Below are 23,139 nucleotides of genomic sequence, written 5' to 3' on the forward strand. Positions count from 1 at the left end.
GCGAAACGCGCGCGCTTCCGCTACCGGCTGCCCCCAGTAGCCTGCCCGTGGCCGCACGGGGCGGGAGTCCCTTCCGTGATCTGGTGTGGTGATGGCTCCCATCACAGGAGTCCGCCCCAGGGGGGTGATTGAAAGATCATCGTGATGGCAGGGGTAGCATATGAGCACCGCCTAGCTCGAAAGATGCACTGTGACTGTCAACGAGGACTCGTTCACAAACTGGAAGACCCGCGAGGAGATCGCGGAGTCGATGATCCCGATCATCGGGAAGCTGCATCGGGAGCGGGACGTCACAGTCCTGCTTCACAGCCGCTCCTTGGTGAACAAGTCGGTGGTCAGCATCCTCAAGACCCACCGGTTCGCCCGGCAGATCGCGGGTGCGGAGCTCTCGGTCACCGAGACCCTGCCGTTCCTGAAGACGCTCACCACGCTCGATCTCGGGCCTTCCCAGATCGACATCGGCATGCTCGCCGCGACGTACCGGACCGACGACCGCGGTCTCTCGGTGGAGGAGTTCACCGCCGAAGCCGTCGCGGGCGCCACGGGTGCCGACAAGATCGAGCGCCGTGAGCCGCGCGATGTTGTGCTCTACGGGTTCGGCCGCATCGGCCGTCTCGTCGCCCGCCTGCTCATCGAGAAGGCCGGATCCGGCAACGGACTGCGGCTGCGCGCCATCGTCGTCCGCCAGGGCGGTGACCAGGACATCGTCAAGCGCGCCTCGCTGCTGCGCCGTGACTCCATCCACGGCCAGTTCCAGGGCACGATCACCGTTGACGAGGCGAACAGCACGATCGTCGCCAACGGCAACGAGATCAAGGTGATCTACGCCAACGACCCGTCGGAGATCGACTACACGGCGTACGGCATCAAGGACGCCATCCTCATCGACAACACCGGCAAGTGGCGCGACCGCGAGGGCCTGTCGCAGCATCTGCGTTCCGGTGTCGACAAGGTCGTGCTGACCGCGCCGGGCAAGGGCGATGTCCCCAACATCGTGCACGGCGTCAACCACGACATGATCAAGCCGGATGAGCAGATCCTGTCCTGCGCTTCCTGTACCACCAACGCGATCGTCCCGCCGCTGAAGGCGATGGCGGACGAGTATGGTGTGCTGCGCGGCCACGTGGAGACCGTCCACTCGTTCACCAACGACCAGAACCTGCTGGACAACTACCACAAGGCCGATCGCCGCGGCCGCTCCGCGCCGCTCAACATGGTGATCACCGAGACGGGCGCCGCCTCCGCCGTGGCCAAGGCGCTGCCCGACCTCGAGGCGCCCATCACCGGCAGCTCCATCCGTGTGCCGGTGCCGGACGTCTCGATCGCCATCCTCAATCTGCGGCTCGCGCGTGAGGCCACCCGCGGGGAGGTCCTCGACTACCTCCGCGATGTCTCGCTGACCTCGCCGCTCAAGCGCCAGATCGACTTCACCAGCGCCCCCGACGCGGTCTCCAGCGACTTCATCGGCTCACGCCACGCCTCGATCGTCGACGCCGGTGCCACCAAGGTCGAGGGTGACAACGCGATCCTCTACCTCTGGTACGACAACGAGTTCGGCTACTCCTGCCAGGTCATCCGCGTGGTCCAGTACGTCTCCGGGGTGGAGTACCCGACGTACCCGGCACCGGTGGTCTGACCCCGGCGTACGGCTCGATCCGGCATCCGGCATCCGGCACAGAGCCTCTGGTGGGCGGGGGAGCGATCGATCCCGATGGGATCCGGTCGCTCCCCCGCCGCCGGTACGGACCTCAGTGGGTCTGGGTGGCGATGCGCGCCCCGAAGCCGATGAGCACCACGCCCGTCACGCGGTCCAGCAGACGGCGGACCTTGGGCCGCTGGACCACCCCGCGTGCCCGGGAGACGAGGACGGCGTGGAGGCGATCGCGCGCTTGGTGACCACGGCCATGTCCGGCCCCGGCACCACGGTCAACAGGGCGAGCACTCCGGCCGCCGTCACTGTCTGCGTCCACATGGGGGCCAGTCTGCGGGCAATCGATCACGTTGCCGGCGTGAAAGCCGTGTGAACCGGTGTGAAAGCGGTCACGGTCCGCCGTGTTGTGTCGGCGGGCCGCTCACGCGGCCATCGGGTGTGCCGCTGCCACCGGCAGGGTGGCGCGGACCCAGCGGCCGTTGTCGTGGTGGCGGGTTTCGACCCGGGCGGTCAGGGCTTCCACCAGGTGGATTCCGCGGCCGTGTTCATCGGGGTCGGGGACCGCGTGCGGCCGCCTGGGGCGGGGGAGCAGACCGTGGTCGGACACCACGAGGTGGAGGGCGTCCGGAGCGAGGGTCATCCGGCTGCGGCCGTGACGGGCCGCGTTGGCGGCCAGTTCTCCGACGACCGCGGATTGGGCACCACGGCCACCGAGACGGTGGTGCCGCCACCGGGCCCCACCCCGCCGAATCCGCCACAGCCCACCGCCAGCAGCGCCGTCGCACAGCTGACGGCCGCGACACCGGTCACCGGCCGCCCCAGCGCTGGTCGTGACATACCGGATCCCTCTCCGCCGTCGGCGTGCCTGCCGGACCGGCACGGCGTCGTCCACGGTCGGCACGAGCATGATCGCGGGCCTTCATCGTGATGCTCTCACCTCCGCCGGGCGCGCGCGGCAACGGGCGGTGGCGGGGTGACCGTGCCACGGAGGGGCGGTGGCGGTGGCCGCCGGTGGCAGGGCCGTCGGTGGCGCCGGGGCCGTATCGCCTTGCGCCCGCGGCGTCATATGGGAACCTCGACATCGAGGTCACCGAGGGGCGCCGACCGCGGTCGCGCGGTGTCGAGCGCGCCACGAGGACCGGCCGCCGGAGCCGGTACGGCCAGCCAGGGAGGACAGGTGCCCGCCAAGGTACGGTCGTCGCAGGCCACCGTGGAACAGCGCCGCCAGGACGTGCTGCGCCATGTCGCCGAGCACGAGGAGATCCGCATCGACGACCTCGCCGCCCACTTCGGCGTGAGTCTGATGACGATGCGCCGGGATCTCGACGACCTGGCCGCCCGTCATCTGCTGCGCAAGGAGCGCGGGCGGGCCGTCGCCTTCCCCGCCCTCACCATGGAGACCGCCACCCGCTTCCGCGCATCGGAGAACCTCGCGGCCAAGGAGGCCGTCTGCGCGGCCGCGGCCCGCTGGATCCGGCCCGGTGACACCCCCGTCATGGACGACTCCACCACCCTGTACCCACTGGCCGGCCTGCTGGCCGGGTCCGAACAGCTGTCGGTGGTCACCAACTCGGTCGGCATCGCCCGGCGGCTGGGACCGGCGGCCGGAGTGGAGATCACCCTGCTGGGCGGCCGCTGCCGGAGTGAGTTCAACTCCTGCACCGGCCCCGAGGTCATCCGCGCGCTGTCCCGGATCCGCGCCGAGCTGTCCCTGATGTCCGCCACCGCGGTCCTGGAAGGCCGTCTCTTCCACCCGCTGCGCGAGTACGCGGAGGTGAAGGAGGCCATGATCGCCTGCTCCGGGCGTTCGCCGCTGCTGGCCGACCACACCAAGTTCGGCAAGACCGCCACGTACGCCTTTGGTGACATCGGCTCCTACGAGGCGGTCATCACCGACACCGGCGCACCGGAGCACGAGACCGACGCGATCCGGGGCCACGGAGTCCGGGTGGAGACCGTCGTCCCGGCCGGTCAGTAGACGCGGACGGGTCAGGCGGGTTCGTCCGGGGCCACCCGCTCCACGCGCACCCCGAGGCCACGGATGGCCGCGATCTCCTCCTCCGGTGTACCGGTGTCGGTGAGCACCGCGTCGTAGACGGCGGCCGTGCCGTACGCGTACGTGGCCGTCCTGCCGAACTTGGAGTGGTCGGCCAGCAGCAGGGACCGGTTCGCGGAGGCGAGCATCGCCTCCTTGATCTCGGCGTACTCCCGCAGCGGATGGAACAGCCGCCCCTCCAGGATCGCGGTGGCCGACGTCAGGGCGAGATCGGCGCGGATCCGGGACAGGGCACTGACAACATCGGGGCCGGTGCAGCAGTTGAACTCGCCGTTGTAGCGCCCGCCCAGCAGGGTGATGTCCACCTCGGCCGCGCCGCTCAGCCGCTGGGCGAGGCCCACCGAGTTGGTGACGACGGTGAGTTGGCGGACCGACGCCAGGACATCGGCCAGCGGGTAGAGGGTGGTGGAGTCGTCGAGCAGCAGGGTGTTCCCCGGAGAGATCCGGTCGGCCACCGCGGCGCACAGCGCGGTCTTCGCCGCCAGCCGGGCGCTCTCCCGGAAGCGGGTGGCCGTCTCCATGGTGAGGGCGGGGAAGGCGACGGCCCGCCCGCGTTCCTTGCGCAGCAGATGACGGGCGGCCAGGTCGTCGAGGTCGCGGTGCATCGTCATCAGACTCACGCCGAAGTGTGTGGCCAGGTCGTCGATGCGGATCTCGCCCCGCTCGACCACATGGCGCAGGACGGCCTGGCGCCGCTCCTCGACGGCGGCCTGCGACAGCCGTGCCTTGGCCGGCATACGGCCTCCTTCCCCTCCGCGCCAGGCGCGGTTCGGCCCGTTCCCGGGCACACCAGCGGCTTGATGGTCCTACGGTCGCGGGCGGATCCGGTCGGTGTCCCGCTCCGCTTCCTTCCGTTCCTCCTGATCCTCCTGATCCTCCCGTCGCTCCAGACCGTACCGGTGCGATGACCGGCGCCTCCACCTCCGCTTCCGGCGCAGGGGATGTGGCCGAAGACGTGTCCATCGTCAGTTCGCCCGCCCGCGGGCGGTGACGCGGTCGATGCGGTCGGCGGCGGCGCGCATCGCCGCGGCGGGCGAGGTGTCCCCGGCGAGCACCCCGGACAGCTCGGTGTAAATGGCCGTGTCGCACTCAGCCCACCTGGGGATCTTCGGCCTGAGTCCGATGTTCTGGATCCCACGCCTGACGTACGGCGCGTGTGGAGAGCATGGTGGGCATCGTGGAGGGCCGGTGCTCGGCCGCGGTGACACGTGGCATCGCGTACACGCAGGTGCGGGTGGGGGTGCCGCCGCCCGCTCTGCTCGTCAGGTTGGCCAGCTGGGTCCGCGGGGCGGTGGCCCAGTTCAGGAACAGCCAGGCGGCCCTTCGGCGCCGGGGCGGGATGAGGTGCGAGATGGCGATACCGGTGCCGCCGTACATCCCGGCCGGGCGGACCGGGCCCTTCGGCAGCCGGGCGTAGCCCAGCTTGCCGGGCATGGCGGCCTCGTCGGACGCCGCGTACTCGTGCCAGTGGGGGCACATCGCGATGCGTCCGGCGCGGAAGGCGGCGCTGAGCCCGCTGTCCGCGGTCGCGGGCTCGACCGGCATCAAGGCCGTTGTCATGGGGTGATGTGCCGCGGCCGGCGACGGTCACGCGGTACGGGCCGCCCCGCCCCACCACGAACTCGCCCCGCGCGGAAGTGCGGGGGTGCCCCCAACAGGAGGGCACCCCGCGGATGGATCGGTGTCGCCAGTGGCTACCGGAGCTTGACGATGTGCAGCACCGCCGTATCGTCCCCGCCCGGTGCGCTCGCGGAGATCGTCACAAAGCCCGCCGCACGCCGGTACCTGCCGGTGCCGCCCGTGATGGCCTGGTCGAAATCGCCGGGAGGGGCACCGGCCGGGCGGGTCTTGATGCCCTGGGTGGTGATCTGACCGTGCGGGGTGTCGAACGTGCCCACACACTGGGTCGTGGCCTCGGTCCTGGTTGCCCGCAGTACGGTGCACTGAATGCCGAACGTGCCGAACGCCCGGTGTTCCGGCTCCCGGAAGGCGTTCGACGTACTCCCGAATTCCGCACCGGGCACCTGGTTGCCGAAGTTTCCGAAACGGCTTGTGTTCTCGAGCGACAGACGGATTGTCTGCTTGTCGCTCCCGCGCGGCTCCGTGGCCATGGCCGGTGCCGACATGGCGGCGGCGAGGAGCAGTGTTCCGGCGGCGAGGCAGTGGCGTGATCTGAGGATGGGCATACGGGCCTCCTACGAGGTATATGCGTCCGGTGACGACGCCACCTTAAGGAGCGATTCAGATGAAATGCTCATTCCTTGGCCCCCTGTGCCCCTGCGTGTCGTCGAGAGCCGCTGGGCGGGCGGAAGTGGTCCGGTCATCTCCCCTGAGCGAGGGGTTCCGCGCCGGCGACGTCCTGCTGACGGGTCATGCGATGGTTCCCTTCCCCCCGCCGTCGGACTCCCAGCCGCCGCCGTCGTATCGAAGCCGCGGGTTGGTGGGAACGTCTCCGGTGACGGTGGTGCCGTCGTCGTCCAGCCACGGTTCCTGGTAGATCTCCGGCGGCGGGTCGAACTTCGGCCGGTAGCCGTCCTTCCACGCTTTCATTCCGTGCTCGCCGAAGGGGAGTTTGGCGATGTTGTCCTCGGTGGGGGCGAAGTCCTTGATGCGCAGAAGGTCCGCGAGCATGTAAGCGGCGATCACCTGTCGCAGGGTTTCCACCACGACCTTGGCCTGATCGGCGACCCGCCCCATGCCGAAGCCCCAGGAGGAGAGCATCTTCTCCGAGGAGGAGTAGATGTCGAAGTCCGCGGTGACCCCGATGCTCTCCGCCAGCGCCTTCCAGTCCTTCTTGATCTTCCCCGCGGCGACGACCGACTCCTCCAGCGGGGTCAGCACCCTCCGCACCGAGGCGATCTCCACCCGATAGCCGTCACCGGGCTTCGGACCCTCCGCCCCCGGACCACCCTTGCCATGGCCGTCGCTCACTGGTCTTCCTCCGGCGTCTGCTCGTTGTTGTCCTCCAGTGACGCCGCGTCCAGCAGAACGGTGCGTGGCCCCAGCGGGTCGACCAGTGCGCGTACGCCCTCGGGCAGCAGCTCCACCACGTCCTCGAGCGTGGTGGAGGCCCATCCGCACACGCCCGCGAACAGTGCGAGCCGCTCGAGCGAGGTGAAGACCGGGACGACCGGACCGTCCTCCGTCTCGGAGACCAAAAAGCCCGGCTCGTCCGGTCTTTGGAAGTACAGCCGCGCAGAGCGCAGCGCCGTCAACCGTTCCGAACGAGACATCGAGGCAATCGCCTCATCACGCACCAAATCGCGCAACGACATGTCTTTCCCCCGTATCGCTCCGTCGCTACCAGGTGTGCCCACCCACCGGAGATCGTCGCACATCAGGTCCATGTTCCGGCTGGGGGTGGGCCGTCAGTACCCATGACGAAGCCCACCGCTGTGCGGTTGCGCTTCCGCTCCATCGGTGGCCTGAAAGGTAAGGCTGCACGCGGACGGTGCCGTCTCTGGATTCCCCGTCGGTGTGATGCATCGCTCAAATGGGCTTTCTTGCACTGTCCTAGCCTTCCCCTAACCTTCGCCTATTGGTTGCCCTCATATGGTGCCGGTACGTGGCCGACTCGTCGGTCTGACCCCCAATCAGGGAGGTAATCGTGCAGGCATTGCTGGACCGTGCGCGTTCGCTGAGGCAGCGGGTGGATTTCGCGGGTACTGAATACAGGAAGCTGGCGGAGGGGCAGAATCCGGAGGCTTTGTTCATTACCTGCTCCGACTCGCGGGTGATACCCGCATTCATCATGGAGGCGCGTCCCGGGGAGATATTCGAGCTGCGGAACGCGGGGAATATCGTCCCCCCGCCCGGCGGGCACGGAGCATCGGGTGAGGCCGCCACCATTGAGTACGCGCTCCGGGTGCTGAACGTTCAGGACGTTGTTGTCTGCGGCCACTCGCACTGCGGGGCCATGGGCGCACTGCAAGCCGGGACCGATCTCTCGGATCTGCCGGGTGTGGACTCCTGGCTCGAGCTCGCCCGCCCCGGACTCGCCCCCTTGCTGGTACGGGACGCCGCGAAGGGCGGCGGGGACGGGCCGTCGCTGCCGGAGGTGGTCCAGCGCAATGTGGTCAACCAGCTGTCCGTGCTGGCGCAGTACCCGGCAGTGCGGGAACGGGTGGCGGCGGGGCGGCTGCGGCTGCACGGCTGGTACTACGAGGTGGACACCGGCCGACTGTATGAGCTGGGCATTGACGGGCTGTTCCAGGAGCATGCCTCATGAGTGGCGCCCACGCCAGGCCCCGGCGAAAACCAGGGCGAGCCCCCAGCGGACCTCAGCCGGTCAAGGACACCGCGCACACCACCGCCCCCGCCGCTGACACTTCCACCGACGCGGCCCGTGCGGGCCGCGTCTCGGGGAAGGACGGTCAGGCGAAGGACGGTCGGGCGAAGAGCGGATGGGACCGGGGGAACCTGGCCACCGACTTCGCCGCGTCGCTGGTCGTGTTCCTCGTCGCCCTGCCGTTGTGCATCGGGGTGGCGGTGGCGTCCGGTGTCACGGCCGAGCTGGGCATCATCTCCGGGGTCATCGGCGGACTGGTCGTCGGCATGGCCCGGGGCAGCACCCTCCAGGTCAGCGGACCGGCGGCGGGTCTGGCGGCCCTGGTGGCCGAGACGGTGCTGGAGCATGGTGTGGCCATGCTCGGGATCATCGTTCTGGGCACCGGCATCCTTCAGATCAGCCTGGGCCTGGTCCGGCTGGGGCGGGTCTTCCAGGCCATCTCCCTGGCCGTGGTGCAGGGCATGCTCGCCGGTATCGGACTGCCGCTGATGTTCAGCCAGTCCTACCCCCTGGCCGACGCCAAGGCGCCCGGTACCCCGATCGAGAACGTGGCCGGTCTCCCCGGCCTGGTCGCGGACACCGTGCAGAATCCGCAGGCCCTCATCGCCGCGGGCCTCGGCATCGCGACCGTGGTGCTCAGCTTCGTCTGGAAGAACGCACCCGGAGCGGCCGGGAAGATACCGCCCGCCCTGGTGGCGGTGGGCGTCGGCATCGTCGTGACGAGCCTGCCGGGCGTGGAGGTGAAGACACTTCAGGTCGGTGACCTGCTGGGTTCCGTGCATCTGCCGGGGGCCGAGGAGTTCGCCGGGCTGGCGGATGTCGGGATCATCACCTCGATCCTGACCTTCACCGTCATCGCCTCCGCCGAGTCGCTGTTCACGGCCGCGGCCGTCGACCGGATGCACAGCGGTCCCCGCACCCGCTACAACGCCGAACTCATCGCCCAGGGCACCGGTAACACCGTGGCCGGAGTGCTCGGCGCCCTCCCCATCACCGCGGTGGTGGCCCGCAGTTCGGCCAATGTCCACGCCGGTGCGAAGACCAGGCTCTCGCGCACCCTGCACGGGCTGTGGCTGCTCGCCTTCGCGCTGTTGCTGCCGCAGGTCCTGGCTCTGATCCCGATTTCCGTACTGGCCGGAGTCCTGGTCCACAGCGGCTGGAAGCTCTTCGCTCCCGCGGAGTTCCCGAAGATGTGGCGCCAGGACCGGGGTGAGTTCGGTGTCATGACCCTCACCACGCTTGTCATCTTCGCCACCGCACTGCTCGAAGGTGTTCTGACCGGTCTGGCCGCGGGAATGATCCTCGCCGCCCTGCGCATGTCCCAAGCCGTCGTCACACACCACACCGAAGGTGACACCACGACCGTCACCCTCACCGGCAACGCCACTTTCCTCCGGCTTCCCCGTCTCATCGAGACCCTCGAGGCCGCCGGGGAAGCGGACACCCCACACCTTCGACTCGACCTCTCGGGCGCCACCCACCTCGACCACGCCTGCCACAGCCAGATCACCGAATTCGCGGAGCAGCAGCGGGCCAAGGGCACCCGGGTCGATCTGCTGATGCCGGGCCAGGTCCCCTCCACGGCGACCGCGCCCGCCGCACAAGCCCCTCCCGCCTCGGCCCCCACCGCGGAAGCGCCCACCGTCACCGGACCCACGGCGCGGTGGCTCGACCTCGACGCCCACCCCACGGAGCGATCCGACTGGCAGGAATGGGAGGACGACCTCAGGTCCGCGACGGGGCGCACGCCCCGCTGATCTCCCGGCACCGCCCGCCGTCCCCGCCCCGACCCCCGCCGGGGCGGGCCCGGCGGAGGGTGCCGGGATGCCCCGCGGCCCGCCCTCCGGGGCTCCTGCGGCTACGGGTTGCCGAAGGCCGCGACCATGAGGTTCATCGCCACCTCGTTCATGTCATGGCCCTTGGCGTCGGTGGAATTGACGCTGTAGACCAGGGTGCGGGAGCCGCCGCGGGTGGCGGCGATGGCCGTGTTGTAGCCCCAGCGGCCGCCCGACTTGCCCCACACCTCGCGGCCGCCCAGCTTCTTCATGGCCAGTCCGACGGAGTACGCGGCCGGGGCGCCGCTGGTGCCGTCCTTCACCTTCGGCAGGGTGAACATCTCTTCCAGGAGCGGCCCGCGCACCACTCGGCCGGCGAACAGGGCTCGGGTGAAACGCTCCAGGTCGGCCGTGGTCGAGATGATGTCCCCGGCCGCCCAGCCGTCCGTCGGCCCCCACACCGACACATCGCGCAGCCCGGTCGTGCCGTCGTCCAGCCGCATCCTCTGGTAACCGTGGTTGTGCGGGCCGCTGATGCGCGGGTCCGTCCCCGGGTACGAGGTGTCGCGCAGTCCGAGCGGGCGCAGTACCCGGCGGGCCACCTGGTGTTCGTACGTGTCGCCCGTGACCCGCTCGATCAGCAGCCCGGCGATGGTGTAGCCGATGTTGAGGTAGTGCTGCTCGGTACCCGGCGCGAACTCGCGCTTCTTCGCCGTCGCCGAGCGGACCATCTCCTCCGGGCGGTAAATCCGGAAGCGGTCGGCGTACCACTCCTCGACGGTGTCCCCGGGGACGTCGGCGGCCGGGATGCCATGGGTGTGATTGAGCAACTGCCGGACCGTGACCTGCCCGTACGAGGCCGGGATCAGCTCGGGCAGATACGAGCGGGCGGTACGGTCCAGATCGAGCCGGCCCTCGGCGGCCAGTTGCAGGGCGACCGCCGCCGTGAACACCTTGGTGACGGAACCGGCGCGGAAACGGGCGTCCGGATCGGCCGGGCGGTGGCTCTTCAGATCGTGCACACCCGCACTGCCCCGCCACACACCCTCGGTGCCTCCGACCCGTACCAGCGCGGCCGTGGTGTCCGCCGTCGGGAGGCCCGCGATGGCATCCTCCAGGGCGGACTTCGAGGGCGCTGCCGGGGCCGACGGCGAAGCAGGGGTCGAGGCCGCGGGGGAGGGGACGGCGCCGGCCGCCGCCGTCGCGTCGGCCGCAAGGGCCGCCGGGCCCGCCACGACGCTCAGTACGAGCGCCGCGGCCGGCAGGGTGCGGGAGGTGGTCTTCTCGAACGGTGTGCCGCGCATGGTCAACTCCATGGACATGAGCCGGTGTTGTCGATGGCTCCCATCCTGCTGACCGGCGACGATGCGCGGATCGCCCGCGCAGCCGGTCTTCCCGCGTCAGTTCCTCGCCGACGCGGGGGAGGAACCGGGACCGGGGGCTCCCCCGGGCGGGGGAGCTCCCGCCGACCCCGCCGCGACCAGCCCCGTCTCGTACGCGCAGATCACCGCCTGGATCCGGTCCCGCAGCCCCAGCTTGGCGAGCACATTGCCGACATGGGTCTTGACCGTGTGATCGCTGACCGTCAGCTCCGTGGCGATCTCGGCGTTCGACAGGCCTCGTGCGAGCAACAGCAGGGTCTCCCGCTCCCGACCGGTCAGCACCTCCAGCCGGGGGTCGGGTCGGCGCGGCCGGACGGCCGACCGGGTGTACTGCTCCACCAGGCGCCGGGCCACGGACGGCGCGAGCAGCGAGTCGCCGCGGGCCACCACCCGTACCGCATGGACCAGGTCGTGACGGCGTACGTCCTTCAGCAGAAAGCCACTCGCGCCCGCGTGCAGCGCCTCGTACACATACTCGTCGGAGTCGAAGGTCGTCAGCATCACCGTCCGGCAGGCGCTGTCCGCGCTGATCGTGCGGCAGGCGTCGATGCCGTCCACGCGTGGCATCCGGATGTCCAGCAGCGCCACATCGGGCGAGTGCCGCCGCACCGCCTCGACCGCCTCGGCCCCGTCGCCCGCCTCCGCCACCACCTCGATGTCCGGCTGGACGTCCAGGATCATGGCGAAGCCGCTGCGCACCAGCTCCTGGTCGTCGGCCACCACCACACGGATCGTCAATGTGCCACCTCCGCCGCGGATGGTACGGGGGCCGATACCGGGGTGGCGGCGCGGGACGGTACGGGGATCCGCACCCGCACCTCGAAGCCCCGGCCGTCCGGGCCCGGCCCGGTCACCGCCGTACCGCCGTGCGCCGCCGCCCGCTCCCGCACACCGACCAGACCGTGGCCGCCACCCGGACCGGGCTGCGGCCCGCGCCCGTCGTCCGTCACCCGGATCTCCAACTCGTCTTCACCGTAGGCGAGATGGACCGCCACGGTGCGGGCGGCCGCGTGCTTGACCGTGTTCGTCAGCGCCTCCTGGACGATCCGGTACCCGGTCGCACCGGTCGCGTCCGGCAGTGGCCGTACCGCCCCCGTCGTCCGGTACACCACCTCGAGACCGCCGGCCCGTACCCGGTCCAGGAGATCGGGCAGTCCGGCGAGGTCGGGTTGCGGTTCACGCGGAGCGGCGGCGCCGCCGTCCGGCTCGTCGCCCGCGCGCAGTACCCCGAGCATCCGGCGCAGTTCCGCCATGGCGCCCCGGCCCGTTTCGGAGATCGCGTCGAAGGCGGCCTCCGCCCGCTCGGGGGCCGTGCGCACCGCCACCGGGCCGGCCTCCGCCTGCACGATCATCAGGCTCACCGCATGGGAGAGGATGTCATGCATCTCGCGTGCGATCCGGGCCCGTTCGCGGGCGGCGGCCTGCTCGGCCTCGATCCGGTTCGCCCGCCGGCGGGCGTCGGTGAGCCGCCCGAAGACATAGGCCGCCGCGAACACGAAGGCGGCGAAGGACAGTTCACGCGCCGACCGGGTGTTGAGCCACACCGACACCGGCACGGCCACCAGCATCAGTAGCCCGGTGGCCAGCCGTTTCCGCGGGGGCGACAGGGCGGCGACGGTGTAGACGACCACGAGCCCGGGGTACGGCAGCGGCTGCCCGGGACCGTCCAGCGCCAGTTGGTACAGGGCGCCGGCCGCCACGATCGCCAGCAGGACGGCGAGGGGTGCGCGCCGCCGCCAGACCAGGGGGAGCACCATGAGGGTGGTCAGCCCGTAGGCGGGCCAGGTCGCGGGTTCGAGCTCGGGCGCGCGTGGCACCACGAACGGCATCGTCATCGCCGCCTGGACCAGGAGCGCGATCCCGATGTCCAGCGCCAGGGGATTGGCCGCCCCCAGCGCCCGGCACCCCTCCCACCAACGCCGCAGGTGTCGGCGGGGGCCCATTACGGTGTGCCGTCCCAGCGCCAGGTGGTGCGGCGGGGGTGGCCGGGCAGTTCGGCACGGCCGGTGGCCCACAGCAGCGTGAGCCATGGGTCGGTGGTGGTGGGGGCGTCGCGGAACAGCCGGGCCAGTGCCCGTGTGCACAGATCGGCGGGCGGGTCCCAGACGAGCCCGAGACCCTCGGCCATGTCGTATGTGTGCACCAGGGTTTCCACGATGCCCATCGCGGCGAAGCCCGCGGGGTCCGCGTTGCCGAAGACGTGGTAGGCGCGGGTGTCCGGGGATGCCGACCGCACCATGGCCACCAGCAGCGCACCGCTCGCCTCGAGTACGCACAGCAGCCCGGCGGATCCGGCCGCGCGGTCGGCGTGGATGGCGTTCGCCGGGCCCCCGGGGCGTCGTCTCTCCCATAGGAAGGGCACTTCGCCATCCAACGGCGGTGTGGCCGGGCCCAGTTGGGCGGCATAGGCGAAGAGGTCGTCGCTGAGGTGCTCGGCCGTCTCCCAGCAGTCCCAGTCCAGCGCCCCGGCCCTGCCGTCCCAGGCGGCCGGGGATGCCGTGCGCAGCACCTCCACGGCGAGCCGTACGGCGAGGTCGAGGTCGTCCGCGGTGACGGGGGAGGGGCGGGGGCTGGTCTCTTCTGATCGAGGCATGGCGGGACCGTACCCCGGGTGCGGGAACCGCGCCCACGCAGTTTCCGCCCGGGGGCCCGGGGCCGCACGGTTTCCGCGCGGGGGCCCGGGGCTGCGACCTGGAAGCGCGCTGGATCCGGGCCCCGCCACTCCGCGCGCTCAGGACGCCCGGTGTTCCTCCTCCAGAGCCTCCTTGAGCCGCCGCAGGGTCTGCCGCATACCGCGCCGGTTGAACCCGGCCCGGTCGCGCACCCCCGAGACCACCGGGCTGATCCGCCGCATCAGCCATCCGCGCTGGTCGATCCAGGTTTCGGTGACCTGGGTGGCCCGGCCCTCGTCGAGCGGTTCGAAGCGGTAGCTCCAGACCGCGATACGCAGGCCCACCGCGCGTACGACGAAGGTGAAGCGCTCACCGGGATCGGCCGCGGTGACGGTGCACCGGGTCGACCACGGGCGCCGGTCGGAGCGGTTGTGGCCGGTGAACAGGGTGCCCGCGCGTATCTCCGCGGCGCCACCGCCGCCCTTGACCTCGCCCCCGGTGCACTCGGGGCTCCAGCGGCCCATGTCCGCCACCCGGGTCACGGTGTCGTACACCGCCCGCGGTGGCACGGCGATCCGCAGGGTTTCGGACACCATGTCGTCCGTCGTCGCTCCTGTCATCGGCCTCTCCTCATCGGCTCCTCCATCGGTGCTGCCGGTGGACACAACGGCTTCAGCACACCAGCTTCAGCACACCAGCTTCAGCACACCAGCTTCAGCACACCAGCTTCAGCACAACAGGTTCAGCGCCCCGGGCAACACCCGTGCCGTCACCGGCAGTTCGGCCTCCACCTCGCCGTCGGCGCCGTAGGGCAGCTCCCGGTCGGCCTCGATCCGCACCTCGCGCCCGTGCAGGATCTCCACCTCCGGCCGCCGGATGTGCCGTCCGGTCTTGAGTTCGTTCATCATGCTGAAGAACAGCAGCCGCGACGCGTGGTGGATGACCACCACGTCGAGCACGCCGTCGCGCACGGAGGCGCCGGGCGCGATCTGCCGGCCGAAGCCGTAGTAGCCGGAGTTGGCCGCCACCACGGTGTATCCGCTGCGTTCGTGCACGGTGCCGTCGATGGTGATGCGGTACCGGACGGGCCGCCAGGTGGTGACCGCCCGCAGTCCGCCCACGTAGTACGAGGCGGCGCCGCCCAGGGCGCGGTAGGCGTCGGCGTGGCGGTTGGCCAGCGCGTCGACGCCCGCGTACACACTGCCCAGGGCCGCCATCCGCTGGTGAACGGCGGACTCGACCTCGATGGCGTCGGTCTTCACGGGTTCGGCGTGCAGCAGTACTTCGGCGAGGTCCGCCACGTTCTCGGGCAGCCCGAGCGCCCGGGCGAAGTCATTGCCGCGGCCCGCGGGCACGATGCCCGCGACGGCGTCGGTCCCGGCCAGGGCGCCGACGACCCGCCCCGCCAGCCCGTCGCCGCCCACACCGAGGACGACCCGGTCCCGTTCGGCCGCGCGCAGGGCCAGGTCCCGCGCATGGCCGAGACTGCGGCTGTACTCGACTTCGAGCTCCGCGCCACCCTCGCGGAGGGCACGGGCCAGCGGGACCAGGGACTCGCTGCCCGAACTCCCCGAGGTGGGTTTGACGACGGCGGTGAAGTGGCGCATGGCTACGCTCCGGGGGACGTCAGGGGCGGCAGGAGAATACCCGGGTTGAGGATGCCGGACGGGTCGAGCCGGTTCTTCACGGCGTGCAGGACCTCCACGCCCAGCGGACCGATCTCCTGTGCGTACCAGGCCCGGTGGTCGGTGCCCACCCCGTGGTGGTGGCTGATGGTGCCGCCGGAGGCGAGGATCGCGTCGCAGGCCGCCTGCTTGGCGCCCGCCCAGTGGCCCTCGGGCTTGTCGCCCTGGGCGCTGAGCACGGTGAAGTACAGCGACGCGCCCGCCGGATAGACGTGGGAGATGTGGCACAGCACCGCCGGCGGGGTGCCCGCGTCGGTGAGGGCGGTGGTGAGCGCGGTGCGCACGTTCTCGTAGAGCGCGGGGATCTGCGACCAGTACGCGGCGGTCTCCAGCGTCTCCGCGAACGCGCCCGCCTCGAGCAGCGCGTCGCGCAGATACGGGGCGGAGTAGCGGCCGTGGTTCCACTTCTCGCCGGGCTCCTCCCCGAGGAAGGTGCCCGCATGGGCGCGCAGCGCGGCGTGGGCGCGTTCCCTGCGGACCGCCACCTCCTCGGCGCTGCCCTCGTACCCGGCGATGGCCAGGCACCCCGACTCCGCGGCGCCCTTCCCGATGGCGGCGGGGTCGGCCAGGCCCACCAGGGTCTCGGTCTCGTCCGACAGCCGCAGCACGGTGGGCAGCGGACCGTCCTGGGCCAGGGCGCGCAACGCGTCCCGGCCCTCCTCGAAGGAGGTGAAGCGCCAGCCCTCGTAGACACGGGTGGCGGGGCGCGGTCGGATCCGCACGGTCACCGAGGTGATCACACCGAAGGCGCCCTCGGACCCCAGCACCAGGTGGCGCAGATCCGGTCCGGCGGCCGAGCGCGGGGCGCTGCGCCCGGTCTCCCAGGTGCCCTCGGGCGTGGCCACGCGCAGGGCGGTCACCATGTCGTCGAAGCGGCCGTAGCCCGCCGACGCCTGGCCGCTGGAGCGCGCGGCGGCGAATCCGCCGATCGTCGCCCACTCGAAGGACTGCGGGAAGTGGCCCAGGGTGTAGCCGCGTTCGGCGAGCAGCGCCTCGGCCTCGGGCCCGCGCAGACCGGGTTCGAGCACCGCGGTGCGGGAGACGGTGTCCAGGTCGGTCAGCCGGTTCATCCGGCGCAGGTCGAGCGAGACGAAGCAGCCGTGACCGCCGGGGGCCAGACCACCGACGACGCTGGTGCCGCCGCCGAAGGGGACGACCGCGATCCGGTGTTCGGCGCACAGCCGCAGGACGGCCACGACCTCGTCGTGGCTGCCGGGCCGCACCACCGCGTCGGGGGCGTCGTCGACGGCGCCGGACCGGATGTGCAGCAGGTCGGGCGTGGACTTGCCGCGGGTGCGGCGGATCCGGCTCTCGCCGTCGGTGCGGACGTGGTCCGCGCCCACGATCCGGGCGAACGCCTCGCGCGCGTCCCCGGTGAGCCGGGAGGCGCGGGGCTCGACGGCCTCCAGGGCGACGGAGCGGCCGTCGGACGGCCGTACGCCGAGCAGTTCGCCCAGCAGGCCGACGACCGGCTCGGGCAGCGGCGCCGCCCGGTCCGGATCGCCCCAGCCGTTCCACAGCATGTCTGTCGACTCCACCTGATTCCTCGCTTCTCCGTGCGGCTCAGCCGTGCTTCTCGGTGCGGATCGCTCGCACCCGGGGCGGCCCCGGCCTTCGCCCGGCGCCGCATCCCGGGGGGGGCCGTTACACTGTGACAGATGACGTCCAAACGCAACACCTCTCGGCATGACGATGCCGTGCTCGACGCCGCACGGGACTGTGTGCTGGCCGTCGGCGTACGGCGGACGACCCTGACCGACGTCGCGCGCCGCGCGGGCGTGTCCCGGATGACGCTCTACCGGCGCTGGCCCGACGTACGGGGGCTGGTCGGCGACCTCATGACCCGGGAATGGCTGGCCGTCACCGTGGGGTCCGTGCCGCGGCCGGGCCCGCTCGGGTCGGCGGACGTCCCGCTCGTCGACGCCCTGGTCGGCGGGCTCCGGGCGCTGCGCGCCCACCCGCTGCTCCGCAAGATCCTCGACGTCGACCCCGAGTTGATGCTCCCGTACCTCTTCGACCGCCGCGGCGCGAGCCAGAACCGGCTGCTGGAGCTCATCGAGGAGGCGCTGCGGCGCGGCCACGCGGACGGCTCGGTCCGGGAGGACCACCCGGTGCGGCAGGCCCGTGCCCTGGTGCTGGTGCTCCAGTCGTTCGCCCTGTCCCTGCAGACCATGACCGACGACACCGATCCCGAACTGGACGACACCGCCTTCTACGCGGAAGTCCGCCGCATCCTGGAAAGGATCCTCGCCCCATGAGTGCTGCCGCAGGCCCCCGCCCCGACCACTCCCTCACCGCCGCGCGCCGCTCCCGGGAACTGGAGGAGCTGGCCGCCGGCGGCGCCGGCGCCCTCGTCGACGTGCTGGTCGTGGGCCTCGGTATCACCGGCGCCGGAGCCGCCCTGGACGCCGCCTCGCGGGGCCTGTCGGTCGCCGCGGTGGACGCGCACGACCTGGCCTTCGGCACCTCTCGCTGGAGCTCCAAGCTGGTCCACGGCGGACTGCGCTATCTGGCCACCGGAGATGTCGGCGTGGCCTATGAGAGCGCGGTGGAGCGCGGCGCGCTGATGGAGCGCACCGCCCCGCACCTGGTGCGCGCCCAGTCCTTCGTGATGCCGCTGACCGCCCTCACCTCGCACCGCAACGCCGCGCTGGTGCGCGCCGGGCTGCGCGCCGGTGATGCGCTGCGGCTGTCCGCGCGCACCGGCCGCGCCACCCTGCCCGCCCCCCGGCGGCTGTCCGCCGTCGAGACCCTGGCCGCGGCGCCCGGGCTGCGGCGGCAGGGCCTGCGCGGCGGACTGCTGTCCTGGGACGGCCAACTCGCCGACGACGCCCGGCTGGTGACCGCCATCGCGCGCACCGCCGCCGGACACGGCGCCCGGGTGCTCACCCGCACCCGCGCCCTGTCCCTCACCGGCGGGGAGGCCCTGGTCCGCGACGAACGCACCGGACAGGAGATCCGGATCCGGGCCCGGACCGTCATCAACGCCACCGGTGTCTGGGCCGCCGGGCTGACCGAGGGCATCCGGCTCCGCCCCTCCCGCGGCACCCATCTGGTGCTCCGCGCCGAGAGCCTGGGGGGCTTGCGCACCGGACTGCACATCCCCGTCCCCGGGGAGACCAACCGCTTCGTCCTGGTGATCCCCCAGGACGACGGCCGCGTCTACGTGGGGCTGACGGACGAGCCGGTGGACGGCCCGCTGCCGGACGTCCCCGAGGCGCCGGAGTCCGACATCGGCTTCCTGCTGGACATCCTGGGATCCGTGCTCGACGTGCCCGTCCGCCGCGAGGACGTGGCCGGCGCCTTCGCGGGGCTGCGCCCCCTGCTGGAGACGGACCACACCACCCGCACCGCCGACATCTCCCGCCGCCACGCCGTCCTCACCTCCGCCGAGGGCGTGGTGACCGTCGTCGGCGGCAAACTCACCACCTACCGCCGGATGGCTCAGGACGCCGTGGACGCCGCACTCACCGCGGGCCGCCTGGACGCGCCCGGGCCCTGCCGCACCTCCCGCCTCCCCCTGGTGGGCGCCGCCCCCCGGCCCGCCCTGGCCGCCCTGGCCGCGCCCCGCAGGCTGGTCGACCGCTATGGCACCGAGGCCCCCGCCGTCCAGGCCCTGGCCGACGCCGACCCCCACCTCGCCGAACCGGTGGCCGACGGGGTCCGGACCACTCGCGCCGAACTCCTGTGGGCCGTACGCCACGAAGGCGCCCTCGACGAGTCCGACCTGCTCGACCGCCGCACCCGGATCGGCCTGGTCCCCGAGGACCGGACCGCTGCGGTGGACGCGGCCCGCGAGGCGCTGGCGGCGGTGGCCCACCGGGTGTGACGGCGTACGGGGTGACAGCTACCTCAATTGAATGAGGCGGGGTCGTTCGACTGGTGCACCCAAATGTCGGCTAGCCGTACGAAGCCGCAGGCCAGGTCGGTTCCCTAGGGTCTCTGGCGTATGGAAAAAGCCGTCGAAGGGTCTGAGCCGCGCGCTCGGGACAGCCGCACCGACGTGGCGCGACGTGTCCGTAACGTCGCTCACGGTGGAATCCAGCAGGTATCCGTGACTCCCTCGGACCCCCATCGGCGAGCAGCAGCACAACCGGCGGCTGCCGTGCCGCCGCGCTGCCTTTGCCCCGCCCCCGCTTCGGAAGTACTGACGCCTTGATTCACTCCGCTCCCCGGACACGTCCTGCCCTCGACCGGACCGGCCGCCGTCGGCGCACCGTGGGCGCCGCGGTCGCCGCGGGGCTGGCCCTGGGCGCTCTGACCGCACCCGCGGCAGTGGCCGCGGACCACTCCGGTCCGCGTGGCGCCGGGGCCGACCGCCCCCAGGCCGACACCGGCTCCCCGGTGCGCGTGAACCAGGTCGGCTATCCGACGCACGGCCCCAGGAAGGGCACGGTCGTCACCCCCGCCACCAAGCCCCTGACCTGGACCCTCCGGGACGCCGACGGTATCGAGCGGGCCCGTGGGACCACCACCCCCGCGGGGATCGACCGCAGCTCCGGCCAGCGCGTCCAGACCTTCGACTTCAGCGAGGTCACCGCCGCGGGCAAGGGGTACACCATCACCGTCGGCGGGCAGAAGAGCGAGCCGTTCACCATCGGTGACCACCTCTACGGCGCGCTGCGCTCCGACGCGCTCGCGTACTTCTACCACAACCGCAGCGGTATCAAGATCGACAAGAAGCTCGTCGGGGACGCGTACGCCCGCCCCGCGGGCCACGACAAGAAGGCCCCGCTGCGCGGTGACACCGACGCGCGCTGCCAGAAGGGCGTGTGCGACTACCGGCGCGATGTCGCCGGTGGCTGGTACGACGCCGGTGACCAGGGCAAGTACGTGGTCAACGGCGGCATCTCGGTGGCTCAGCTGATGTCCGCGTACGAGCGAACCCTGACCGCCCCGGGCGCCGACGCCGCGCCGTTCGGCGACGGCCGGCTCCGGGTGCCCGAGCGCGGCAACGGCACCCCGGACCTCCTCGACGAGGCCCGCTGGGAGATGGACTTCCTGATGCGCATGCAGGTGCCGAAGGGCAAGCCGCTCGCCGGGATGGCGTTCCATAAGGTGCACGACAAGCAGTGGACCGGGATGCCGACCCGGCCGGACCAGGACAAGCAGCCGCGTGAGCTGCATGCGCCGTCCACCGCGGCCACGCTCAACCTGGCGGCCACCGCCGCGCAGGCCGCCCGCCTCTTCCGGCCCTACGACGCGCAGTACGCGGACCGGTGCCTGGAGGCGGCCCGCACCGCGTGGGCCGCGGCCAAGGCGCACCCCAGGAAACTCGCCGGCGACGGGGATTCCATCGGTGGCGGCGCCTACGGCGACCGCGACGTCCGGGACGAGTTCTACTGGGCGGCCTCCGAGCTGTTCATCAGCACCGGCGAGGACACCTACCGCAAGGCGGTCCTCACCTCACCGCTGCACGGCGACGCCGACGCGCTCTTCCCGCGCGTCAGCGGAGTCTCCTGGTCGTCGGTGGCGGGGCTCGGCGCGCTCGACCTGGCCACCGTGCCCAACAACCTCACCGGCGAGCAGCGCGCCGCGGTCCGCTCGGTGGTCGCCAAGGCCGCCGACCGCTACGCCTCGTTCTCCGCGAAGTCGGCCTACGGTGTTCCGTACGCGCCCAAGGGCGGCAAGTACGAGTGGGGCTCCAACAGCCAGGTGCTGAACAACATGGTCGTTCTCGCCACCGCGCACGACCTGACCGGCAAGACCCGCTACCGGGACGCGGTGCTGCGCGGCATGGACTACCTGCTGGGCGGAAACCCGCTCAACCAGTCCTACGTCACCGGCTACGGCGAACGGGACTCGCACAACCAGCACCACCGCTTCTGGGCGCACCAGCTGAACGCCAAGCTGCCGCACCCGGCACCGGGTTCGCTGGCCGGAGGCCCGAACTCCGGGCTCGAGGACCCCGTCGCCAAGAAGAAGCTGAAGGGCTGCGCCCCGGCGATGTGCTACACCGACGACATCATGGCGTTCTCCACCAACGAGATCACCATCAACTGGAACGCGCCGCTGGCCTGGATCTCGTCGTACATCGACGATCAGGAGCGGTAGCGGACGCACAACGTCACGAGGGCACGCGATGCGGCCGGCGGCTCGCCGGCCGCATCGCCGTTCCCCCTGCACCGTCGAAGCCGCGAGGGAAGTCCTGGTCGAGGGTGGGGGCCGATTGGGTTATCACGTGCCGCTCCGCGTCCTGGTCCCTGCAAAGGCTTTACGGAGACCGGCCGGTAAAGCCGGGCGGCCTGCCGATGGGGCCCAGCGCCGTGGCGAACTCATCGATAGTCCCGACAATTCCGCGTACGGTGTGGTGGTCATGCGGACCGTGATAGCACGTGACACCGACAGGCTGAGCGGGCCGGGCAACCGGAATATTGGATTCAGGCGGTTTCGGTTCCGCTTGCGAGGTCATCCGAGGTCATCCATGGTCCGTGCCCGGCCCTCGGCCCGGCCGTCCCGCCGGGATCGCGGGTGAATCCGGCCCTGTTCGCGGGTCATTGAATACATCGTTGAATACCTGACGCCGGTACGTCATTATGTCATTCTGAAGTTTTTCGTGCGTGGCATCCTGTGGTCACCGGTCCAAGGAATAGTCGGAGATCGGCAACTTCCTGCCAAACCCCTCCGGATAGCTGGCAGTAAGAGGACACGGATGCTTTCCTGGATTCTGTCTTACGGCCGCTAGCGTGGTTGTCGACGCAGTGACATCCAAGCGCCAGTCAGATCCACCCCAGCCGTGGGACGGCACCCCGCCTTCGTTCGCTGACCGTTGGGAGATTTCGTATATGGCTGAGGTGGAACTCTCGGCAGGGACCATCGAGTACGAAGACACCGGTGGCGACGGGCCGGTTGTTGTCCTCCTGCACGGCGTTGCCATGGACGGTTCGCTGTGGCGGAACGTGGTCACCGAGCTGCGTGCCGACTTCCGGTGCGTGGTGCCCACACTGCCGCTGGGCGGGCACCGGCGTCCGATGCGCGCCGACGCGGATCTGTCCATCCTGGGGGTGGCGCGGCTGGTCGCCGAGTTGCTGGAGCGGCTCGACCTGCACGACGTCACCTTGGTGATGAACGACTGGGGCGGGGCGCAGGCCCTGGTCGCCGACGGACGTGACCAGCGGATCGGACGGCTCGTCATCACCTCCTGCGAGGCCTTCGAGAACTTCCCGCCGGGGCTGCCCGGCAGCAATCTGTACATGTCGGCCAAGATGCCCGGTGGCATCAATCTGGCGTTCAAACTGCTGAAGCTCACGCCGATGCGGCGGATGCCGATGACCTGGGGGAGGATGAGCAAGCGGCCGGTGCCGCACGAGGTCATGAACCAGTGGTTCCAGCCGCTGTGGACCTCCAAGGAGATCCGCCGGGATCTGAAGAAGTACGTCCTCGGTGTGCCCGCGAAGAGCGAACTGAACAACTGGGCCGAAAGGCTGCGGGACTTCGACCGTCCCGCGCTCGTCGCCTGGGCCGCCGAGGACAAGGTCATGCCGCCCGAGCACGGCCGGAAGCTGGCCGAGCTGCTGCCCAAGGGGCAGCACGTGGAGATCACCGACAGCTACACCCTCATCCCCGAGGACCAGCCGGGACAACTCGCAGCCGCGGTGCGGACGTTCCTGCTGGAGGGGTCCGCGGCAGCGGAGTAGCACAGGCCGGACGGGGGGTGTCGCGGCGAGCGTGCTCCGGCCGGGTGGCGAGT

At 71.2% G+C, this 23,139-nt stretch carries 22 protein-coding genes and 1 pseudogene; 8 read left to right on the top strand and 15 right to left on the bottom strand.

The features are described 5' to 3' along the window. Nucleotides 1–190: 190 nt before the first annotated feature. Nucleotides 191–1,636 carry a glyceraldehyde-3-phosphate dehydrogenase gene (locus tag HUT19_RS35295; protein WP_176184468.1) on the top strand — a complete coding sequence of 482 codons (1,446 nt, stop codon included), beginning with the start codon at nucleotides 191–193 and terminating at the stop codon, nucleotides 1,634–1,636. Between the two features lie 240 nt (nucleotides 1,637–1,876). Here HUT19_RS35295 and HUT19_RS35300 read toward each other — a convergent pair. The 3 genes and pseudogenes from HUT19_RS35300 to HUT19_RS43580 all read right to left on the bottom strand — a co-directional run. Continuing rightward, a pseudogene (locus HUT19_RS35300) lies at nucleotides 1,877–1,972 on the bottom strand (LysE family translocator); the annotation flags it as partial. A 100-nt stretch (nucleotides 1,973–2,072) separates the two neighbouring features. Then, nucleotides 2,073–2,291 (bottom strand): ATP-binding protein, encoded by a 219-nt coding sequence (locus HUT19_RS43575; protein ID WP_254885953.1) that lies wholly within the window; start codon nucleotides 2,289–2,291, stop codon nucleotides 2,073–2,075. Then, complete coding sequence (locus HUT19_RS43580; RefSeq protein WP_254885954.1) at nucleotides 2,288–2,488, bottom strand: hypothetical protein; 201 nt, start codon at nucleotides 2,486–2,488, stop codon at nucleotides 2,288–2,290. Before HUT19_RS43580 ends, HUT19_RS43575 begins: the two co-directional genes overlap by 4 nt. Nucleotides 2,489–2,828: 340 nt before the next feature. Here HUT19_RS43580 and HUT19_RS35310 point away from each other — a divergent pair, with 340 nt between their 5' ends. After that, a complete protein-coding gene (locus tag HUT19_RS35310) occupies nucleotides 2,829–3,629 on the top strand; it encodes a DeoR/GlpR family DNA-binding transcription regulator (protein WP_254885955.1) in 801 nt (266 codons plus the stop codon). 11 nt (nucleotides 3,630–3,640) lie between these two features. On the opposite strand, the gene HUT19_RS35315 is transcribed toward HUT19_RS35310, so the two are convergent. The 5 genes from HUT19_RS35315 to HUT19_RS35335 form a co-directional block, all read right to left on the bottom strand. Beyond that, a complete protein-coding gene (locus HUT19_RS35315; protein ID WP_176184474.1) occupies nucleotides 3,641–4,444 on the bottom strand; it encodes a DeoR/GlpR family DNA-binding transcription regulator in 804 nt (267 codons plus the stop codon). A gap of 352 nt (nucleotides 4,445–4,796) precedes the next feature. Beyond that, complete coding sequence (locus tag HUT19_RS35320) at nucleotides 4,797–5,252, bottom strand: extracellular solute-binding protein (protein WP_217712318.1); 456 nt, start codon at nucleotides 5,250–5,252, stop codon at nucleotides 4,797–4,799. 149 nt (nucleotides 5,253–5,401) lie between these two features. Further along, the gene (locus HUT19_RS35325) at nucleotides 5,402–5,893 is read right to left on the bottom strand and encodes a hypothetical protein (protein WP_176184476.1); all 492 of its coding nucleotides are present in this window, start codon (nucleotides 5,891–5,893) and stop codon (nucleotides 5,402–5,404) included. 184 nt (nucleotides 5,894–6,077) lie between these two features. Further along, nucleotides 6,078–6,638 (bottom strand): hypothetical protein, encoded by a 561-nt coding sequence (locus HUT19_RS35330; RefSeq protein ID WP_176184478.1) that lies wholly within the window; start codon nucleotides 6,636–6,638, stop codon nucleotides 6,078–6,080. Further along, nucleotides 6,635–6,940 (bottom strand): SseB family protein, encoded by a 306-nt coding sequence (locus tag HUT19_RS35335; RefSeq protein ID WP_254885956.1) that lies wholly within the window; start codon nucleotides 6,938–6,940, stop codon nucleotides 6,635–6,637. Before HUT19_RS35335 ends, HUT19_RS35330 begins: the two co-directional genes overlap by 4 nt. A gap of 374 nt (nucleotides 6,941–7,314) precedes the next feature. On the opposite strand from HUT19_RS35335, the gene HUT19_RS35340 reads away from it, so the two are divergent. Together HUT19_RS35340 and HUT19_RS35345 are read left to right on the top strand one after the other, a co-directional pair. Further along, nucleotides 7,315–7,935 carry a carbonic anhydrase gene (locus HUT19_RS35340; RefSeq protein ID WP_176184482.1) on the top strand — a complete coding sequence of 207 codons (621 nt, stop codon included), beginning with the start codon at nucleotides 7,315–7,317 and terminating at the stop codon, nucleotides 7,933–7,935. Continuing rightward, nucleotides 7,932–9,752 (top strand): SulP family inorganic anion transporter, encoded by a 1,821-nt coding sequence (locus tag HUT19_RS35345; RefSeq protein WP_254885957.1) that lies wholly within the window; start codon nucleotides 7,932–7,934, stop codon nucleotides 9,750–9,752. Before HUT19_RS35340 ends, HUT19_RS35345 begins: the two co-directional genes overlap by 4 nt. Before the next feature lie 101 nt (nucleotides 9,753–9,853). Here HUT19_RS35345 and HUT19_RS35350 read toward each other — a convergent pair whose 3' ends face one another. The 7 genes from HUT19_RS35350 to HUT19_RS35380 all read right to left on the bottom strand — a co-directional run bounded on the left by HUT19_RS35350 (nucleotide 9,854) and on the right by HUT19_RS35380 (nucleotide 16,972). Continuing rightward, nucleotides 9,854–11,074 carry a serine hydrolase gene (locus HUT19_RS35350; protein WP_176184484.1) on the bottom strand — a complete coding sequence of 407 codons (1,221 nt, stop codon included), beginning with the start codon at nucleotides 11,072–11,074 and terminating at the stop codon, nucleotides 9,854–9,856. Between the two features lie 96 nt (nucleotides 11,075–11,170). After that, the gene (locus HUT19_RS35355; protein ID WP_176184486.1) at nucleotides 11,171–11,890 is read right to left on the bottom strand and encodes a response regulator transcription factor; all 720 of its coding nucleotides are present in this window, start codon (nucleotides 11,888–11,890) and stop codon (nucleotides 11,171–11,173) included. Further along, nucleotides 11,887–13,095 (bottom strand): sensor histidine kinase, encoded by a 1,209-nt coding sequence (locus tag HUT19_RS35360; protein ID WP_176184488.1) that lies wholly within the window; start codon nucleotides 13,093–13,095, stop codon nucleotides 11,887–11,889. The genes HUT19_RS35355 and HUT19_RS35360 overlap by 4 nt, the downstream gene beginning before the upstream one ends. After that, complete coding sequence (locus HUT19_RS35365; protein ID WP_176184490.1) at nucleotides 13,095–13,745, bottom strand: hypothetical protein; 651 nt, start codon at nucleotides 13,743–13,745, stop codon at nucleotides 13,095–13,097. Before HUT19_RS35365 ends, HUT19_RS35360 begins: the two co-directional genes overlap by 1 nt. Before the next feature lie 138 nt (nucleotides 13,746–13,883). After that, nucleotides 13,884–14,384, bottom strand: coding sequence for an SRPBCC family protein (locus tag HUT19_RS35370; protein WP_254885958.1), 501 nt, complete (start codon nucleotides 14,382–14,384; stop codon nucleotides 13,884–13,886). A gap of 108 nt (nucleotides 14,385–14,492) precedes the next feature. Beyond that, nucleotides 14,493–15,371: a diacylglycerol kinase family protein gene (locus HUT19_RS35375; protein WP_176184492.1), complete on the bottom strand. Its 879-nt coding sequence runs from the start codon at nucleotides 15,369–15,371 to the stop codon at nucleotides 14,493–14,495. Between the two features lie 2 nt (nucleotides 15,372–15,373). Next, the gene (locus tag HUT19_RS35380) at nucleotides 15,374–16,972 is read right to left on the bottom strand and encodes an FAD-binding oxidoreductase (protein WP_176187684.1); all 1,599 of its coding nucleotides are present in this window, start codon (nucleotides 16,970–16,972) and stop codon (nucleotides 15,374–15,376) included. A 135-nt stretch (nucleotides 16,973–17,107) separates the two neighbouring features. On the opposite strand from HUT19_RS35380, the gene HUT19_RS35385 reads away from it, so the two are divergent. From HUT19_RS35385 to HUT19_RS35400, 4 genes are all read left to right on the top strand, one after another. Next, nucleotides 17,108–17,707: a TetR/AcrR family transcriptional regulator gene (locus HUT19_RS35385; protein WP_176184494.1), complete on the top strand. Its 600-nt coding sequence runs from the start codon at nucleotides 17,108–17,110 to the stop codon at nucleotides 17,705–17,707. Then, on the top strand, nucleotides 17,704–19,278 hold the full coding sequence (locus tag HUT19_RS35390; protein WP_176184496.1) for a glycerol-3-phosphate dehydrogenase/oxidase: 1,575 nt from the start codon (nucleotides 17,704–17,706) through the stop codon (nucleotides 19,276–19,278). The genes HUT19_RS35385 and HUT19_RS35390 overlap by 4 nt, the downstream gene beginning before the upstream one ends. Nucleotides 19,279–19,691: 413 nt before the next feature. Beyond that, nucleotides 19,692–21,503: a glycoside hydrolase family 9 protein gene (locus HUT19_RS35395; RefSeq protein ID WP_368661752.1), complete on the top strand. Its 1,812-nt coding sequence runs from the start codon at nucleotides 19,692–19,694 to the stop codon at nucleotides 21,501–21,503. A 731-nt stretch (nucleotides 21,504–22,234) separates the two neighbouring features. Continuing rightward, complete coding sequence (locus HUT19_RS35400; RefSeq protein ID WP_176184498.1) at nucleotides 22,235–23,086, top strand: alpha/beta fold hydrolase; 852 nt, start codon at nucleotides 22,235–22,237, stop codon at nucleotides 23,084–23,086. Nucleotides 23,087–23,139 lie beyond the last annotated feature (53 nt).

Source organism: Streptomyces sp. NA02950 (assembly GCF_013364155.1).
Lineage (GTDB): Bacteria > Actinomycetota > Actinomycetes > Streptomycetales > Streptomycetaceae > Streptomyces.

Bases quoted from the DNA above. Each gene is read 5' to 3' on its own strand.
- HUT19_RS43575 (WP_254885953.1), bottom strand. From the start codon at position 2,291: ATGACCCTCGCTCCGGACGCCCTCCACCTCGTGGTGTCCGACCACGGT.
- HUT19_RS43580 (WP_254885954.1), bottom strand. From the start codon at position 2,488: ATGTCACGACCAGCGCTGGGGCGGCCGGTGACCGGTGTCGCGGCCGTC.
- HUT19_RS35315 (WP_176184474.1), bottom strand. From the start codon at position 4,444: ATGCCGGCCAAGGCACGGCTGTCGCAGGCCGCCGTCGAGGAGCGGCGC.
- HUT19_RS35320 (WP_217712318.1), bottom strand. From the start codon at position 5,252: ATGCCGGTCGAGCCCGCGACCGCGGACAGCGGGCTCAGCGCCGCCTTC.
- HUT19_RS35325 (WP_176184476.1), bottom strand. From the start codon at position 5,893: ATGCCCATCCTCAGATCACGCCACTGCCTCGCCGCCGGAACACTGCTC.
- HUT19_RS35335 (WP_254885956.1), bottom strand. From the start codon at position 6,940: ATGTCTCGTTCGGAACGGTTGACGGCGCTGCGCTCTGCGCGGCTGTAC.
- HUT19_RS35345 (WP_254885957.1), top strand. From the start codon at position 7,932: ATGAGTGGCGCCCACGCCAGGCCCCGGCGAAAACCAGGGCGAGCCCCC.
- HUT19_RS35350 (WP_176184484.1), bottom strand. From the start codon at position 11,074: ATGCGCGGCACACCGTTCGAGAAGACCACCTCCCGCACCCTGCCGGCC.
- HUT19_RS35360 (WP_176184488.1), bottom strand. From the start codon at position 13,095: ATGGGCCCCCGCCGACACCTGCGGCGTTGGTGGGAGGGGTGCCGGGCG.
- HUT19_RS35365 (WP_176184490.1), bottom strand. From the start codon at position 13,745: ATGCCTCGATCAGAAGAGACCAGCCCCCGCCCCTCCCCCGTCACCGCG.
- HUT19_RS35370 (WP_254885958.1), bottom strand. From the start codon at position 14,384: ATGACAGGAGCGACGACGGACGACATGGTGTCCGAAACCCTGCGGATC.
- HUT19_RS35375 (WP_176184492.1), bottom strand. From the start codon at position 15,371: ATGCGCCACTTCACCGCCGTCGTCAAACCCACCTCGGGGAGTTCGGGC.
- HUT19_RS35380 (WP_176187684.1), bottom strand. From the start codon at position 16,972: ATGCTGTGGAACGGCTGGGGCGATCCGGACCGGGCGGCGCCGCTGCCC.
- HUT19_RS35385 (WP_176184494.1), top strand. From the start codon at position 17,108: ATGACGTCCAAACGCAACACCTCTCGGCATGACGATGCCGTGCTCGAC.
- HUT19_RS35390 (WP_176184496.1), top strand. From the start codon at position 17,704: ATGAGTGCTGCCGCAGGCCCCCGCCCCGACCACTCCCTCACCGCCGCG.
- HUT19_RS35400 (WP_176184498.1), top strand. From the start codon at position 22,235: ATGGCTGAGGTGGAACTCTCGGCAGGGACCATCGAGTACGAAGACACC.